This window comes from Kitasatospora sp. GP82 (assembly GCF_029892105.1).
GTDB lineage: Bacteria > Actinomycetota > Actinomycetes > Streptomycetales > Streptomycetaceae > Kitasatospora.
Genome location: NZ_JARZAJ010000032.1, coordinates 34,173 through 47,937 on the forward strand (window position 1 = coordinate 34,173; position 13,765 = coordinate 47,937).

Below are 13,765 nucleotides of genomic sequence, written 5' to 3' on the forward strand. Positions count from 1 at the left end.
CCCGGACGGCGCCGGACCGGGTCCCTCGATCGAATTGTGATGTTTATCGGAAATGAATTCCGATTCGGTGGTGCGGTGCAACGAAAAGAACCGCCGACGTTACAGCGTGGCACTGTAAAAGGTGCCACCGAAGTCCTAATCTCAGCGGTCTACAGCGCCTTCCCCGAAGGAGAAGACCGATGAGCCGAGTCGTTCGAGCAGCTCTCTTCCAGGCCTCCTGGACGGGAGATCCGGAAACGATGATCGCGGCCCACGAGAAAGCGACCCGGGACGCGGCGGCGCAGGGCGCCAAGATCATCGGATTCCAGGAGGTCTTCAACGCCCCGTACTTCTGCCAGGTACAGGAAGCCGAGCACTACCGCTGGGCCGAGCCCGTCCCCGACGGGCCGACCGTGCGCCGGATGCAGGAGCTGGCGCGCGAGCTGGGGATCGTGATCGTGGTCCCGGTGTACGAGGTCGAGCAGTCCGGTTTCTACTACAACACCGCCGCCGTGATCGACGCCGACGGCTCCTACCTCGGCAAGTACCGCAAGCACCACATTCCGCAGGTGAAGGGATTCTGGGAGAAGTACTACTTCAAGCCCGGAAACCTCGGCTGGCCGGTCTTCGACACCGCCGTCGGCAAGGTCGGCGTCTACATCTGCTACGACCGCCACTTCCCCGAGGGCTGGCGGGCCCTGGGCCTGGGCGGCGCCGAGATCGTCTACAACCCCTCGGCGACCAGCCGGAGCCTGTCCTCCTACCTCTGGCAGCTGGAACAGCCCGCCGCCGCCGTCGCCAACGAGTACTTCATCGCCGCGATCAACCGGGTCGGCGTGGAGGAGTACGGCGACAACGACTTCTACGGCACCTCGTACTTCGTCGACCCGCGCGGCCGGTTCGTCGGCGAGGTCGCCTCCGACAAGGACGAGGAACTCCTCGTCCGCGATCTCGACCTCGATGTGATCGAAGAGGTCCGCCAGCAGTGGGCCTTCTACCGCGACCGCCGCCCCGAGGCCTACGGCCCGCTCACCGAAGCCTGAGGAGGCCGATCGTGAACCGTACGGTGATCCGCGGCGGTCTTGTCGTCACCGCCGCCGAGGAAGTGCATGCAGACGTCCTGGTCGAGGGCGAGAAGGTGGTCGCCCTGGCCTCCTACGGCAGCAGCGCCGCCGAGGGCTGGACGGCCGAGCGCGTCCTGGACGCACGCGGGCTGTACGTCATCCCCGGCGGCGTGGACGCCCACACCCACATGGAGCTGCCCTTCGGCGGGACCTCCGCCTCCGACACCTTCGAGACCGGCACCCGGGCCGCGGCCTGGGGCGGCACCACCACCATCGTCGACTTCGCCGTCCAGTCGGTGGGCTCCTCGCTGCGCGAGGGACTCGACGCCTGGCACGCCAAGGCCCAGGGCAACTGCGCGATCGACTACGGCTTCCACATGATCCTCGCCGACGTCACCGAGGACAGCCTCAAGGAGATGGACCTGCTGGTCGCGGAGGGCGTGACGTCCTTCAAGCTCTTCATGGCCTACCCGGGTGTCTTCTACAGCGACGACGGCAGGATCCTGCGCGCGATGCAGCGCGGTGCCGACAACGGCGGCCTGATCATGATGCACGCCGAGAACGGCATCGCCATCGACGTCCTGGCCGAACAGGCCCTCGCCGCCGGGAAGACCGACCCGCGCTACCACGGCGAGGTCCGCCGTGAACTCCTGGAGGCCGAGGCCACCCACCGCGCCATCGCGCTGGCCCAGGTCGCCGGGGCCCCGCTCTACGTCGTCCACGTCTCCGCCGCGTCCGCCGTCGCCGAGCTGGCCACCGCCAGGCGCCAGGGCCTGAACGTCTTCGGCGAGACCTGCCCGCAGTACCTCTTCCTCTCCACCGACAACCTGGCCGAACCCGGTTTCGAGGGCGCCAAGTACGTCTGCTCCACCCCGCTGCGCCCCCGCGAACACCAGGCCGAGCTGTGGAAGGGCCTTCGCACCAACGATCTCCAGGTGGTCTCCACCGACCACTGTCCGTTCTGCTTCGCCGGCCAGAAGGAGCTGGGACGCGGCGACTTCTCCAAGATCCCCAACGGCCTGCCCGGCGTGGAGAACCGGATGGACCTGCTGCACCAGGCCGTGGTCGAGGGACGGATCTCCCGCCGCCGCTGGATCGAGATCGCCTGCGCCACCCCCGCCCGGATGTTCGGCCTCTACCCGCGCAAGGGCACCGTCGCGCCCGGGGCCGACGCCGACCTCGTCCTGTACGACCCGACGGCCCGGCAGACCATCTCCGCCGCCACCCACCACATGAACGTCGACTACTCGGCGTACGAGGGCAGGGAGATCACCGGCAAGGTCCGCACCGTGCTCTCGCGGGGCACCGTCGTCGTCGACGGCGACCGCTACCTCGGCCGGGCCGGCCACGGGCGCTTCCAGCCGCGCGCCACCTGTCAGTACCTCGACTGAACGGTCGATCCGTCGACCCGTCGCTGAACTCTTAGGAGAAGTGTGGACATCGGACTTGTGCTCCAGACCGACCCGCCCGCGCGGCTGCTCGTCGAGCGGATGAAACGGGCGGAGGCGGCAGGCTTCACCCACGGCTGGACCTTCGACTCGGTGGTGCTCTGGCAGGAGCCCTTCGTCATCTACAGCCAGATCCTCGCGCAGACCCGCCGCCTGATCGTCGGCCCGATGGTCACCAACCCCGCCACCCGCACCTGGGAGGTCACCGCCTCCCTGTTCGCCACCCTCAACGACATGTTCGGCAACCGCACCGTCTGCGGAATCGGGCGCGGTGACTCCGCGATGCGGGTGGCCGGGCGCCACCCCGCCACGCTGGAGCGGCTCTCCCACGCCATGCACGCCATCAAGGAGCTCGCGGAGGGCCGCGAGGTCGAGGTGGACGGCACCGCCATGCACATCCCCTGGGTCGAGGAGGGCGCCCGACTGCCGATCTGGATGGGCGCGTACGGCCCCAAGGCGCTTGCCCTGACCGGCCGTCAGGCCGATGGCTTCATCCTCCAGCTTGCCGACCCCTTCCTCACCGAGTGGATGGTCAAGGCCGTCCGCGCCGCCGCCGTCGAAGCCGGACGCGACCCCGCCTCGCTCACCATCTGCGTCGCCGCCCCCGCGTACGTCACCGAGGACGACTCGCCCGCCGCGCTCGCCCACGCCCGCGAGCAGTGCCGCTGGTTCGGCGGCATGGTCGGCAACCACGTCGCCGACCTCGTCGCCCGCTACGGCGAGCACTCCGGGATGGTCCCCGAGACCCTCACCGCGTACATCAAGAACCGGCACGGCTACGACTACGCCCACCACGGCCGCGCCGGAAACCCCGACACCGCCTTCGTCCCCGACGAGATCGTCGACCGCTTCTGCCTGATCGGCCCGCCCGAGGCCCAGCTCGCCCGCCTCGCCGAACTGCGTGCCCTCGGCGTCGACCAGTTCGCCGTCTACGCCATGCACGACGCGGTGGAGGCGACCATCGACGCCTACGGCAAGAGCGTCATCCCCGCCCTCAACTGACATCCAGTCGGGTGGCCCGTCCGATGCCGGGCGGGCCACCCGACCGTTCGCCGAAGGTGGTCCCGCCATGCACCCCACCACTCAACTCACTTGTCCGGACGGCAGAGTGACCCTTGCGGACGGTGTCCGCCTGGACGACCCCCGCTTCGCCAACGACGACCTGACGCCTGTGCCACTGGAAAGGCGCACCTGGGGTGTTTACAACTATTTCAGCCTCTGGGTGGGAATGGCTCACAACATTCCGTCCTGGACGCTGGCTTCCGGGCTGGTCGCTCTCGGCATGGACTGGAAGCAGGCCGTGCTCACCATCGCGCTGGGCAACCTGATCGTGCTGGCGCCGATCCTGCTCACGGGCCACGCAGGGACGAAGTACGGTATCCCGTTCCCGGTGTTCGCGCGGGCGTCGTTCGGGCTGCGGGGGGCGAACCTGCCGGCGATGGTGCGGGCGGCCGTGGCGTGTGCGTGGTTCGGGATCCAGAGCTGGATCGGCGGGGAGGGGATCTTCCTGCTCGCCGGAAAGCTGCTCGGTGCGTGGTGGCAGGACGCAGGTCGTGTGGCCGGACAGCCGTGGACGCTCTGGCTGGCGTTCGGCGTGTTCTGGCTGGTCGAGATGGCGGTGATTGCGCGGGGGATGGAGACGCTGCGGCGGTTCGAGAACTGGGCGGCGCCGTTCGTGATCGTGGGCGCGCTGGCGCTGCTGGTGTGGATCTCGGTCAAGGCGGGCGGCTTCGGTGCGCTGCTGTCGCAGCCGTCCGCGCTGGGCTGGGGGAGCGGTTTCTGGAAGGTGTTCTTCCCGTCGCTGATGGGCATGATCGGTTTCTGGTCGACGCTGTCGCTGAACATCCCGGACTTCACCCGCTTCGGCGGCAGCCAGCGTGCCCAGACCTATGGCCAGGCCCTCGGCCTGCCCACCACGATGACGCTGTTCGCGCTGCTGTCGGTCCTGGTGACCTCGGGATCGCAGGCGGTGTACGGGGCACCGATCTGGGACCCGATCGCGCTGGCGGCGAAGATCGACAACGTCGCGGGGACGCTGTTCGCGCTGTTGGTGGTGCTGGTCGCGACCCTGTCGGTCAACATCGCGGCGAACGTGGTCAGTCCGGCCTACGACCTTGCCCACCTGCTACCGCGGTTCGTCAACTTCCGTACCGGTGCGCTCATCACGGGCGTGGTCGGGATCGCCATCATGCCGTGGAAGCTGATCGCAAACCCGCATGTGTACATCTTCACCTGGCTCGGCGTGGTCGGAGGCCTGCTCGGCACGGTCGCGGGCATCCTGATCTCCGACTACTGGCTGGTCCGCCGCACCGACCTGGTCCTGGACGAGTTGTACCGCCCCACCGGCCGCTACTGGTACACGGCCGGCTGGAACCCGCGCGCCATTCTCGCCCTGCTCGTCGGCGGCGTCCTCGCCGTCGGCGGTTCCTACTCCGCCGTCGATGCCCACGGTGTCAGGCAGGGCCCGTTTCCCGCCGACGGCCTGATCCCCGTCCTCAAACCCCTCGCCGACTACGGCTGGGCCGTCGGCCTTGCCTCCGCCTTCCTGCTCTACGCCGTTCTTGCTCTCGGCTCCCGCGCCGCGCGCTGAGGGCCCCGAAACCGTGAAAGACCCGCCCGGGAGCGGGCTTTCACGGGATGCGAGTCCTTCGAACTCGCAACACGATCAAAGGCGTTGGGTGTCGAGCCGTCGCCAGGAATGCGATCGGGACATGTGGCCGGGGAGTGCCACAGACCGTCCGGGCGCGGCGGTCGCGTCGATCGCGGCAACGGCTGGGCCGGGGCGGCGAGGCGGCCCGGGACCGCTCTGGCAGACTGAGCCCCCGACTGACGGCCCGCTGGGTCGGGCATGACAAGGGGTCCCGCGCCGGAGACCCGCCGGCAGTGGCCGGCTGGGGATTCCAGGGTGCGCAACGGTGGGTGGGTCTGCGGGATCCGCGGCACGCGGAAGGGCCGGAGGTGGTGTGTCCGGTCCTTCCGCGTGTGTCGGGACGTCAGTTTGCAGCTGAAGGGTCGACTACTCGCAGACGGCCTGTACGGTGCCCGCGGCGACGGTTCGGCCGCCTTCGCGGACGGCGAAGCCCAGGCCGGGTTCGAGCGGGACGGGCTGGCCGAGGGTCACCGTCACGTCGACGGTCTCACCCGGCAGTGCCGGCCCGTTGCCCTCGCCCAGCTCGACGTCGCCGACCACGTCGCCCGTCCGAAGGTAGAACTGCGGACGGTAGCCGCTGGTGACGGGTGTACGGCGGCCGCCCTCCGTCGCCGACAGCAGATGCACCCGCGCGGTGAAACGCGTGTGCACCGAGGTGCTGCCGAGGGCGGCGACGACCTGCCCACGGCGGACCTGCCCGCGCTGCACACCGCGCAGCAGCAGCGCGACATTGTCGCCCGCCTCCGCGGACTCCATCGTCCGGCCGAACGTCTCGACGCCAGTGACAACGGACACCACGTCAGCGCCGTAACCGAGGACCTCCACCCGGTCGCCCATCCGGATCCGCCCGCGCTCGACGGCGCCGGTCACGACGGTGCCGCGTCCGGTGATGGTGAGCACGTTCTCGACCGGCAGCAGGAACGGCGCGTCGGTGTACCGCACGGGTGTCGGAACGTAGGCGTCCACCGCGTCCAGCAACTCCAGCAGCGCCGCCGACCACCGCGGGTCGCCCTCCAGCGCCCGCAGCCCGGACACCCGGACCACGGGCAGCCCCGCACCGTCGTATCCGTGGGCCGTCAGCAGCTCACGAACCTCCAGCTCCACCAGTTCGAGCAGCTCGGGGTCGCCGGTGTCGGCCTTGTTCAGCGCCACGACGACGTGCTCGACACCGACCTGACGTGCCAGTAGCACGTGCTCCGCGGTCTGCGGCATCACACCGTCCTGCGCGGAGACGACCAGGATCGCGCCGTCCAGCTGGGCAGCGCCCGTGATCATGTTCTTCACGAAGTCGGCGTGGCCGGGCATGTCCACGTGGGCGTAGTGGCGGGTCGCCGTCTCGTACTCGACGTGGGCGATGTTGATGGTGATGCCGCGCGCAGCCTCCTCCGGGGCGCGGTCGATGCGGTCGAAGGGGACGAACGCGCCGCCGCCGCGTTCGGCGAGGACCTTGGTGATGGCGGCGGTGAGAGTGGTCTTGCCGTGGTCGACGTGACCCATGGTGCCGATGTTGAGGTGCGGCTTGGTCCGCACGAAGGCCTGCTTGGCCATGACGGGGATCTTCTCCGGGAGTCGTAAGTGTGGTGACGGGACCTCATCGACGGGCCGACCTTCCCCGTCTGAGGTCCGGGACGTCCCGGGGAAGGTCAGCTTCGTGCGCCGTCGAATGCGGCTGCGACTGCCGGAGCAGCAGCCATCGCACCCGCGACTGCGGGGAACTCGGCGATGGCGTACTGGAACATGCGGATCATCCTGCCCGCGCCGCGAGGTGGGACGCCACCGATTTTCCGAGTGCAGATCTGACGTATCGTCAATTCTGTTGATCCGGGCCTTGTCGGGAGGAGCAGGGCGTCGGTGTTCGCCGCAAGGCCGAACCCGGGACCCCCGATCACGACGCGATGCTGCTCCTCGCCCGGCCGACGACGGGCGGCTGGTCGCCGGCCGGACGGCGCTGCCGGTGATCACCCGGCTCGGTTCCCCACCTCGTAAATGATGTTGAAGGGTGTCTCGGCCGCCCGCCGGAACCGCCCGAAGCCGGCCTCCGTCGCAACCTCGTGGATCCGCTGCTCTCCGGCCTGCGCTCCGAGTGCCCGCCCCACCTCCTGGGACTGCGAGGCGGGGACACAGATCAGTGAGGAAGCCGAGTAGAAGGCCCGGCCGAGCGGGTTGAGGTTCTGCGAGACGTCGTCGTGGGAGAACGGTTCGACCAGCATCACGGTGCCGTCCGGTGCCAGTTGCTCGCGGGTGTGTGCCAGCACGCCGACCGGGTCGCCCATGTCGTGCAGGCAGTCGAAGTAGGCCACCAGGTCGTACGGACCGCCGCCGAAATCCTTGCCGCCCGCGACCTCGAACGTCACCCGTGCGCCCTCGCCGCTCTCACCCGCACCGCTCTCACCCGCACCGCTCTCACCCGCACCGCTCTCGGCCGCCAGCTCGCGGGCTGCGTCGATCGACGGTGCGTGATAGTCGAAGCCGCTGAAACGGGAGCCGGGGAACGCCTTCGCCATCAGCAGGGTTGAATGGCCGAGACCGCACCCGACGTCGGCGACGTTCGCCCCGACCCGGAGCCTGTCCACCACACCGTCCAGGGCAGGCAACCACTCGGCCACCAGGTGCAGCGCATAGCCGGGACGGAAGAACCGGGCCGTGCCCGCGAACAGGTCCCGGTGGTGCTCGTGCCAGGCCACCCCGTGACCGTCCAGGAAGGCACGTTCGAGCCGGTCACGGGTCTCCGGACGGGCCGCGGCGGCGAAGGCCTGGAATCCGCCCAGGACGAAGACCGGGCTGTCCTCGTCCGTGAAGACCGCGACCTGCTCGGGCGAGAGCCGGTAGCGCCCTTCGCCGACGTACGTCACGTAGCCGCTGGCGGCCATCGCCGCCAGCCACTCGCGGACATTGCGCTCGACCGTCGCGGTCCGCTCGCCGAGTTCGGCCGGGGTGACAGCCTCGCCGTCAGCCAGCGCCCGGAACAGCCCCAGTCGCTCCCCGATCGACAGGAGCGGTGCCAGCGCGATCGCCCCGAGGTCTGTCACCACCTTCCCCATCAGTTCGTCGAGCGCGTCCCCGTCGAGCGCGCCCAGGTCCACAGCCATGGGAGAACTCCCTTCGCCCGCCCGCCGACGGCAGCTACCACCGCTCGTCGCGGACGATGTCCAGGTTCACGAAGCGCGGCTCGCCGACGCAGAGGCCGCGCAGCTCCTCGGCGATGTGCTGGGTCTCCGGGAGGCTGCTGTTGTCCATGGCCTTCTCGTAGGTGGGGAACTCGACGATGTTCACGAAGTGCGACGGCTTGTCGCGGTCCTGGCCGAGCATCTCGTGAGTAGCGGTGCGCTTGCCCTCGGTGGCTTCCAGCCACTCGTCCATCAGATGGTCCACCCGGGCCTTCTGGGTGGTCTCGTACTCGATGAGCTGGAGAAATGTCATCGTGGTCACCTTCTTCGGTGCAGACGGAGACGGGTGTTCAGCACCCCGCCGTTCACTACCCCGACATTCAGCATCCCGCCACCGCTGGACGGCCACCACCCGGACGTACCAACGACCCGTGGACCGCGCTGCTCCCCCCTCACCCCACGAACCGCACCTCGGGAAAGGCGGGGGAGGGCCGGTCGAGCAGGTGGTTGTCCGCGTTGCGCAGCCGGCGGTCGAAGAACGCGGTCGTGTACGCCCGCTGCGCGGCGACGGCGCGGTCGGGCGTGATCGTTCCGAGGGCCTTGGTGACCGCGGTCGGCGGCAGGTCCAGCTGCCGGGCGATCTGCGGCAGAGGCGGGTGTCGGCCACCCGCACCGCGACGAGCTTCTGCATCAGCGCGGTCATCTTCTCCGCTCGCTTCTGCGGATCCGGCTCCTGGAGAACCCTGGCGATCTCCTCGTCCATGCGGCTGCGCTCCACCCGGCCACCGGGGAACTGCACCGCGGGTGCCTCGTAGGTGTGGTCGATGGTCACCACGAGGTATCCGCGCGAGGCCAGGTCGTCGCAGAGGGTGCTCCCCAGCGAGCGGGGATCGCCGGCACCGGGCGAGTAGAGCACCACCGGGAGGGGACCACCGCGTCGGTCCACGGGCGCACCCTCGTGCGCGTGGGTGAGGGTGCCCGCCCAGTCGACCCTGTCCATGGGAACGCCGTCGAACGTGTGCACGGAGAAACTCCCTTTGGCAGGAAGCGGCAGAACGGTTCTGCCGCTTCCTGCCAGGGTTTCGCAGTCGTGCACCGCCCAACAGCGTGGCTACCCCCTACCGGCCGGTGGTGCTACCACGACAAGTAACGCGGAGCCGCGGTCGGTCCAGCCGCTGTACTCGGATTTACTCGTGGAACTGAAGGCGCCACGCCTGGCGCTGGTCACTGACGTCGAGGGGGCGCAGGGCGACCCGGGGCGGGAAGATCTTCAGCAGGCTGAAGTCCAGGGCGAGTTCGTGGCCGTCGATGGGGCCGCCGGGGACGACGATGTGGAAGGTGAAAGGCTCGGCGCTCTGGTAGAGGGCCCACTCGCGGGGCTCGCGCCGCCCGGTGATCGTCTTGTTCACCTCCGGCTCGCCGTCGTAGCCCAGGAACGTCTGGTGCTTGAGGTTGCGGATCGTGACGTTGCCGTTGTCGAGCCCCTCCACCTGCCACTCCTGCTCACCGGGGTTGCCGGTGGGCGGAAGGATGAACACAGGTTCCTTCGGCTCCAGCAGGCTGAGAAGCTGCTCATGGGGACGGGAAATCGCATAAACGCCGTTCGGTACGGGTGCCATGGCCGACTCCACTTCTGATGTGCGGCGCCGCGCGGCGCCGTCGATCTACTGGCGGCTCGATCCAATCGCTGATATGTCACCAGATGTGGCGGAAACGCCATTGGTTCGCTCTTTGAGATGAATTGATACATTGGGGTGTTTGGGAGGGCGTGCTGTCAAGGCCGTGTCAGGGATCGCGCCGGTGGTGTCAACGCGTCGTCAGGAAGCCCGGACGGTGAGTGTTGTCCGGTCCGCCGTCGGAGAGGTTCCGAAGGAGCCGGGGCAGCTCGGGGGCTGGTGCTGCGCCGGGTCTGCCCCTGCCGGCTGCCACTCATGACGAGGAGCGCAATCTCATGACCACGGTCTCCGCACGCCCGATCACCGGCCACTCGCCCGAAGGCAGCCCGCTGGGCAGTCCCTGGCCCGCCTCCGCCCGATCCGTCTCCGGTGGGGAACTGCTGGTCGGTGGTGTGGGGTTGGCCGAGGCCGCCGACCGGTTCGGGACTCCGCTGTACGTCCTGGACGAGGCCGAGGTCCGGGCCCGCTGCCGGGCCTACCGCGAAGCGCTGCCGCAGGCCGAAGTCCTCTACGCGGCCAAGGCGTTCCTGTGCAGCGCGATGGCCGACTGGGTCGCCGAGGAGGGGCTCGGGCTGGACGTCTGCTCGGCCGGGGAGCTGAGGCTGGCCGCCGCAGCCGGTTTCCCGCCGCAGCGCATGCTGCTGCACGGCAATGCCAAGACTCCGGAGGAACTGCGGCTCGCGCGGCGGCTGCGGGTCGACCGGATCGTCATCGACGGCCTCGCCGAGATTCCCCGGCTGGCCGCGCTCGCCATCGCGGACGTCCCGCAGCGGGTGCTGGTGAGGGTGCTGCCGGGTGTCGCCGCCGGGCACCACGCGGCGGTACGGACCGGGGTCGACGGCCAGAAGTTCGGCTTCCGGATCGAGGGTGGCGACGCGGCCGAGGCGATCGAGCGCGTCCTCGTCCAGCCGAGCCTGCGACTCGTCGGCCTGCACTGCCACCTGGGTTCCCAGATCACCGAGGTCGAGCCCTATCTCGCCGCCCTGGACCGCCTGGTCGGGCTGCTCGCCGGGATCCGTGACCGGCACGGCGTCGAACTCCCCGAACTGGACCTCGGCGGCGGCCACGGAGTGCGCTACCTCCCCGGGGACCAGGAACTCGAACCGGCCGACTTCGCCGCCAGGGTGACCGAGCGGCTTCTCGCACGGTGCGCCGAGTACGGCCTCGCCCTGCCCCGCCTGGTGGTCGAGCCCGGCCGCGCGATCGCCGCACCGGCCGGAGTGGCCGTCTACCGGGTGCTGTCGGTCAAGCACACGGCCGACGGCCGGGTCTACGCTGCCGTCGACGGCGGCATGAGCGACAACCCGCGCCCCGCGCTGTACGGCTCCGGGTACACCGTGCGCCTGGTCGGCAGGGGCTCCGGCACCGCGCCGACCCGTACCGACGTCGTCGGCAGGCACTGCGAGGCCGGCGATGTGCTGGTCCACGACGCGATGCTGCCCGCCGGTCTGCGGGCGGGTGACCTGCTGGCCGTCCCGGCCGCCGGGGCGTACCAGCTGTCGATGGCCTCCGGCTACAACCTGGTCGGCCGGCCCGCCGTGGTCGCGGTCCGCGACGGGCGCGCCCGGCTGCTGATCCGGCGGGAGACGGTCGAGGACTTCCGTGCTCGTGAGGTCGGGCGATGACCCGCCGGTGAGGCGGGCGGACAGCGAGCCGCGACGGCGGAGCCGGACCTCCGGAGGGTCTGAGAGCGTCTGCCGGTAGGTAACCCATCAGAACGGGGCATCCCAGAGCCTCGCGCACCCTGGACGGTGCAACTGGCTCCGGTGGGCGCCTACTGGCGGAGCCTCCGAGCACGTGCGTCATGTCCACACGCTTGGGATCGAACTCCCCCCGGCACTGGGGGAACCCCTAGAAACCGCAACCGGGCCCGGTGGTCCCGCCCCTGTCGGCGGCGAAGTCTCGAAAATTCCTTAGCTTGTCTGTGCTTCGCTGGTGCTGCCGAGAACGGCCTGCGAGGCACGTCCGGGATCGCGGACTCCAACCCCGCGGTGCGAACTGAACTTTGACTGTTCGACGGGTCTTTTCCGTGGCGTGAGAGGGGAATGGATGTCCAAGCGTGCGTTGATCACCGGGGTCACCGGTCAGGACGGGTCCTATCTGGCGGAGCATTTGATCTCCCTTGGCTACCGGGTCTGGGGGCTGAGCAGGGGGCAGGCGAACCCGCGCAAGGACCGCATCGCCCGGCTGATACCCGACCTGGAGTTCATGGACGGCGACCTGATGGACCAGGGCAGCCTGGTCTCGGCCGTGGACGCCGTCCAGCCGGACGAGGTCTACAACCTCGGAGCGATCTCCTTCGTCCCGATGTCCTGGCAGCAGCCCGAGCTCGTCACCGAGGTCAACGGCACCGGGGTGCTCCGGGTGCTGGAGGCGATCCGGATGGTGAGCGGGCTGAACAAGCCGTCCGGCGGAGGTGACGGCTCCGGGCACATCCGCTTCTACCAGGCCTCCTCCTCCGAGATGTTCGGCAAGGTGGTGGAGAGTCCGCAGAGCGAGTCGACCTCGTTCCACCCGCGCAGCCCGTACGGCGTGGCCAAGGCCTACGGGCACTACATCACCCGCAACTACCGTGAGTCCTACGGGATGTACGGTGTCTCGGGGATCCTGTTCAACCATGAGTCTCCACGGCGCGGACCGGAGTTCGTGACCAGGAAGATCTCGCTGGCGGTCGCGCAGATCAAGCTCGGCCTCAAGGAGAAGCTCAGCCTGGGCAACCTCGATGCCGTGCGCGACTGGGGCTTCGCCGGGGACTACGTCCGCGCGATGCACCTGATGCTCCAGCAGGACAGGCCGGGCGACTACGTGGTGGGCACCGGGCGGATGCACTCGGTGCGCGACGCGGCCCGGATCGCCTTCGAGTGCGTAGGACTGAACTGGGAGGACCACGTCGTCGTCGACCCCCGGCTGGTCAGGCCGGCCGAGGTGGAGACGCTGTGCGCCGACTCCGTCAACGCCCGTCAGGAGCTCGGCTGGGAGCCGAAGGTGGACTTCGCCGAGCTGATCCGGATGATGGTGGAGTCCGACCTCAGCGAGGCCCGTCTGGTGCGTGACTACGGCGCGGCGCTCTCCGGCACACGCTGGTAGGCGCCTGGGCGGCCACACTCGAAAGCCCTGCGGGTCCCCGGTCCGAAGGCCGGGGACCCGCAGGGCTTGTCCGGTGGGTCTGCTCCGCAAACGGTGGCCATGCAACCGTCCGGGGGTGCATGGCCGAGGTCCTGGGAGAAACTCGGACGGAGAGTCCTAGAGCGGTACCTCGGCGCTGCCCGTGGCGTGGGCGGCGGACCGTGACAGGGCGAGGATCGCCAGGGCGATCCCGACGCCGGGTTGCCCCAGGCGGGTGGCGTACTGCCGCATCATCGCGGTCTCCTCGGCGAGCGTGGTGGCCGGAAGGCCCGCCGCGCGGCGGCTGAGCTGCTGGTCCCGGGCGCAGTGCACCCGCAGGACCAGCTGGGCGATGAGCTGTTCGTCGAGTCGGTCGAGCTCGCCGACCCCGTCCGCAACGGTCGCGGACACGGCCGGCCGAAGTCTCGACGCGTCGACGTTCTGCACGGTTTCGGGCATGGGACTCCTCGTCGGATGTCGGTGGTCGGGTGGTCCCGGCACCCCGGGTCTCGCGAGTCCTGCGATCGTCTTCCGGCCGCGCCCGGCAAATCCCTAGTCCTGGCGTGTTCTTCGCCGCGGCCCGCAACCGCCGACACTAGTGATTTTCCTGGCCGGATGGACCCGACACTGTGCGCTGGTATGCGGGAATGCGAGCGCTGTGCGTGTGGGTCCACGCCGGATGTCCACATCGAATCCCCCCTGCAGTCCGCCGGTCCTCCAGATGGGTTGAGTTGAT

11 protein-coding genes and 1 pseudogene are annotated in these 13,765 nt (G+C 69.5%); 6 read left to right on the forward strand and 6 right to left on the reverse strand.

Features of this window, described 5'->3' with window-relative positions; genetic code table 11:
- Positions 1–179 precede the first annotated feature (179 nt).
- From P3T39_RS27385 to P3T39_RS27400, 4 genes are all read left to right on the forward strand, one after another.
- Complete coding sequence (locus P3T39_RS27385; protein ID WP_280701634.1) at positions 180–1,022, forward strand: nitrilase-related carbon-nitrogen hydrolase; 843 nt, start codon at positions 180–182, stop codon at positions 1,020–1,022.
- Between the two features lie 8 nt (positions 1,023–1,030).
- On the forward strand, positions 1,031–2,434 hold the full coding sequence (gene hydA / locus P3T39_RS27390) for a dihydropyrimidinase (protein WP_280701647.1): 1,404 nt from the start codon (positions 1,031–1,033) through the stop codon (positions 2,432–2,434).
- A 42-nt stretch (positions 2,435–2,476) separates the two neighbouring features.
- Positions 2,477–3,493: a TIGR03842 family LLM class F420-dependent oxidoreductase gene (locus tag P3T39_RS27395; RefSeq protein ID WP_280701635.1), complete on the forward strand. Its 1,017-nt coding sequence runs from the start codon at positions 2,477–2,479 to the stop codon at positions 3,491–3,493.
- 67 nt (positions 3,494–3,560) lie between these two features.
- On the forward strand, positions 3,561–5,081 hold the full coding sequence (locus P3T39_RS27400; RefSeq protein WP_280701636.1) for an NCS1 family nucleobase:cation symporter-1: 1,521 nt from the start codon (positions 3,561–3,563) through the stop codon (positions 5,079–5,081).
- A 426-nt stretch (positions 5,082–5,507) separates the two neighbouring features.
- Here P3T39_RS27400 and tuf read toward each other — a convergent pair whose 3' ends face one another.
- From tuf to P3T39_RS27425, 5 genes and pseudogenes are all read right to left on the reverse strand, one after another.
- A complete protein-coding gene (gene tuf, locus P3T39_RS27405) occupies positions 5,508–6,689 on the reverse strand; it encodes an elongation factor Tu (protein ID WP_280701637.1) in 1,182 nt (393 codons plus the stop codon).
- 410 nt (positions 6,690–7,099) lie between these two features.
- Positions 7,100–8,230, reverse strand: a complete 1,131-nt coding sequence (locus P3T39_RS27410) for a methyltransferase domain-containing protein (protein ID WP_280701638.1) — start codon at positions 8,228–8,230, stop codon at positions 7,100–7,102.
- 34 nt (positions 8,231–8,264) lie between these two features.
- Positions 8,265–8,561 carry a hypothetical protein gene (locus P3T39_RS27415; RefSeq protein ID WP_280701648.1) on the reverse strand — a complete coding sequence of 99 codons (297 nt, stop codon included), beginning with the start codon at positions 8,559–8,561 and terminating at the stop codon, positions 8,265–8,267.
- A 546-nt stretch (positions 8,562–9,107) separates the two neighbouring features.
- Positions 9,108–9,248, reverse strand: a pseudogene (locus P3T39_RS27420) (hydrolase); the annotation flags it as partial.
- A 187-nt stretch (positions 9,249–9,435) separates the two neighbouring features.
- Complete coding sequence (locus P3T39_RS27425; protein ID WP_280701639.1) at positions 9,436–9,867, reverse strand: hypothetical protein; 432 nt, start codon at positions 9,865–9,867, stop codon at positions 9,436–9,438.
- 332 nt (positions 9,868–10,199) lie between these two features.
- Here P3T39_RS27425 and lysA point away from each other — a divergent pair, with 332 nt between their 5' ends.
- Both lysA and P3T39_RS27435 read left to right on the forward strand, forming a co-directional pair.
- A complete protein-coding gene (gene lysA, locus P3T39_RS27430) occupies positions 10,200–11,549 on the forward strand; it encodes a diaminopimelate decarboxylase (protein ID WP_280701640.1) in 1,350 nt (449 codons plus the stop codon).
- A 424-nt stretch (positions 11,550–11,973) separates the two neighbouring features.
- Entirely contained in the window at positions 11,974–13,011 is a 1,038-nt protein-coding gene (locus P3T39_RS27435; RefSeq protein ID WP_280701641.1) for a GDP-mannose 4,6-dehydratase, read from the forward strand.
- Between the two features lie 156 nt (positions 13,012–13,167).
- Here the strand turns inward: P3T39_RS27435 and P3T39_RS27440 are convergent, their stop codons facing one another.
- On the reverse strand, positions 13,168–13,488 hold the full coding sequence (locus tag P3T39_RS27440; protein WP_280701642.1) for a hypothetical protein: 321 nt from the start codon (positions 13,486–13,488) through the stop codon (positions 13,168–13,170).
- Between the last annotated feature and the right edge of the window lie 277 nt (positions 13,489–13,765).

Coding starts and splice junctions, on each gene's coding strand:
- P3T39_RS27385 (WP_280701634.1), top strand. CDS start 180: ATGAGCCGAGTCGTTCGAGCAGCTCTCTTCCAGGCCTCCTGGACGGGA.
- P3T39_RS27400 (WP_280701636.1), top strand. CDS start 3,561: ATGCACCCCACCACTCAACTCACTTGTCCGGACGGCAGAGTGACCCTT.
- tuf (WP_280701637.1), bottom strand. CDS start 6,689: ATGGCCAAGCAGGCCTTCGTGCGGACCAAGCCGCACCTCAACATCGGC.
- P3T39_RS27410 (WP_280701638.1), bottom strand. CDS start 8,230: ATGGCTGTGGACCTGGGCGCGCTCGACGGGGACGCGCTCGACGAACTG.
- P3T39_RS27415 (WP_280701648.1), bottom strand. CDS start 8,561: ATGACATTTCTCCAGCTCATCGAGTACGAGACCACCCAGAAGGCCCGG.
- P3T39_RS27425 (WP_280701639.1), bottom strand. CDS start 9,867: ATGGCACCCGTACCGAACGGCGTTTATGCGATTTCCCGTCCCCATGAG.
- lysA (WP_280701640.1), top strand. CDS start 10,200: ATGACCACGGTCTCCGCACGCCCGATCACCGGCCACTCGCCCGAAGGC.
- P3T39_RS27435 (WP_280701641.1), top strand. CDS start 11,974: ATGTCCAAGCGTGCGTTGATCACCGGGGTCACCGGTCAGGACGGGTCC.
- P3T39_RS27440 (WP_280701642.1), bottom strand. CDS start 13,488: ATGCCCGAAACCGTGCAGAACGTCGACGCGTCGAGACTTCGGCCGGCC.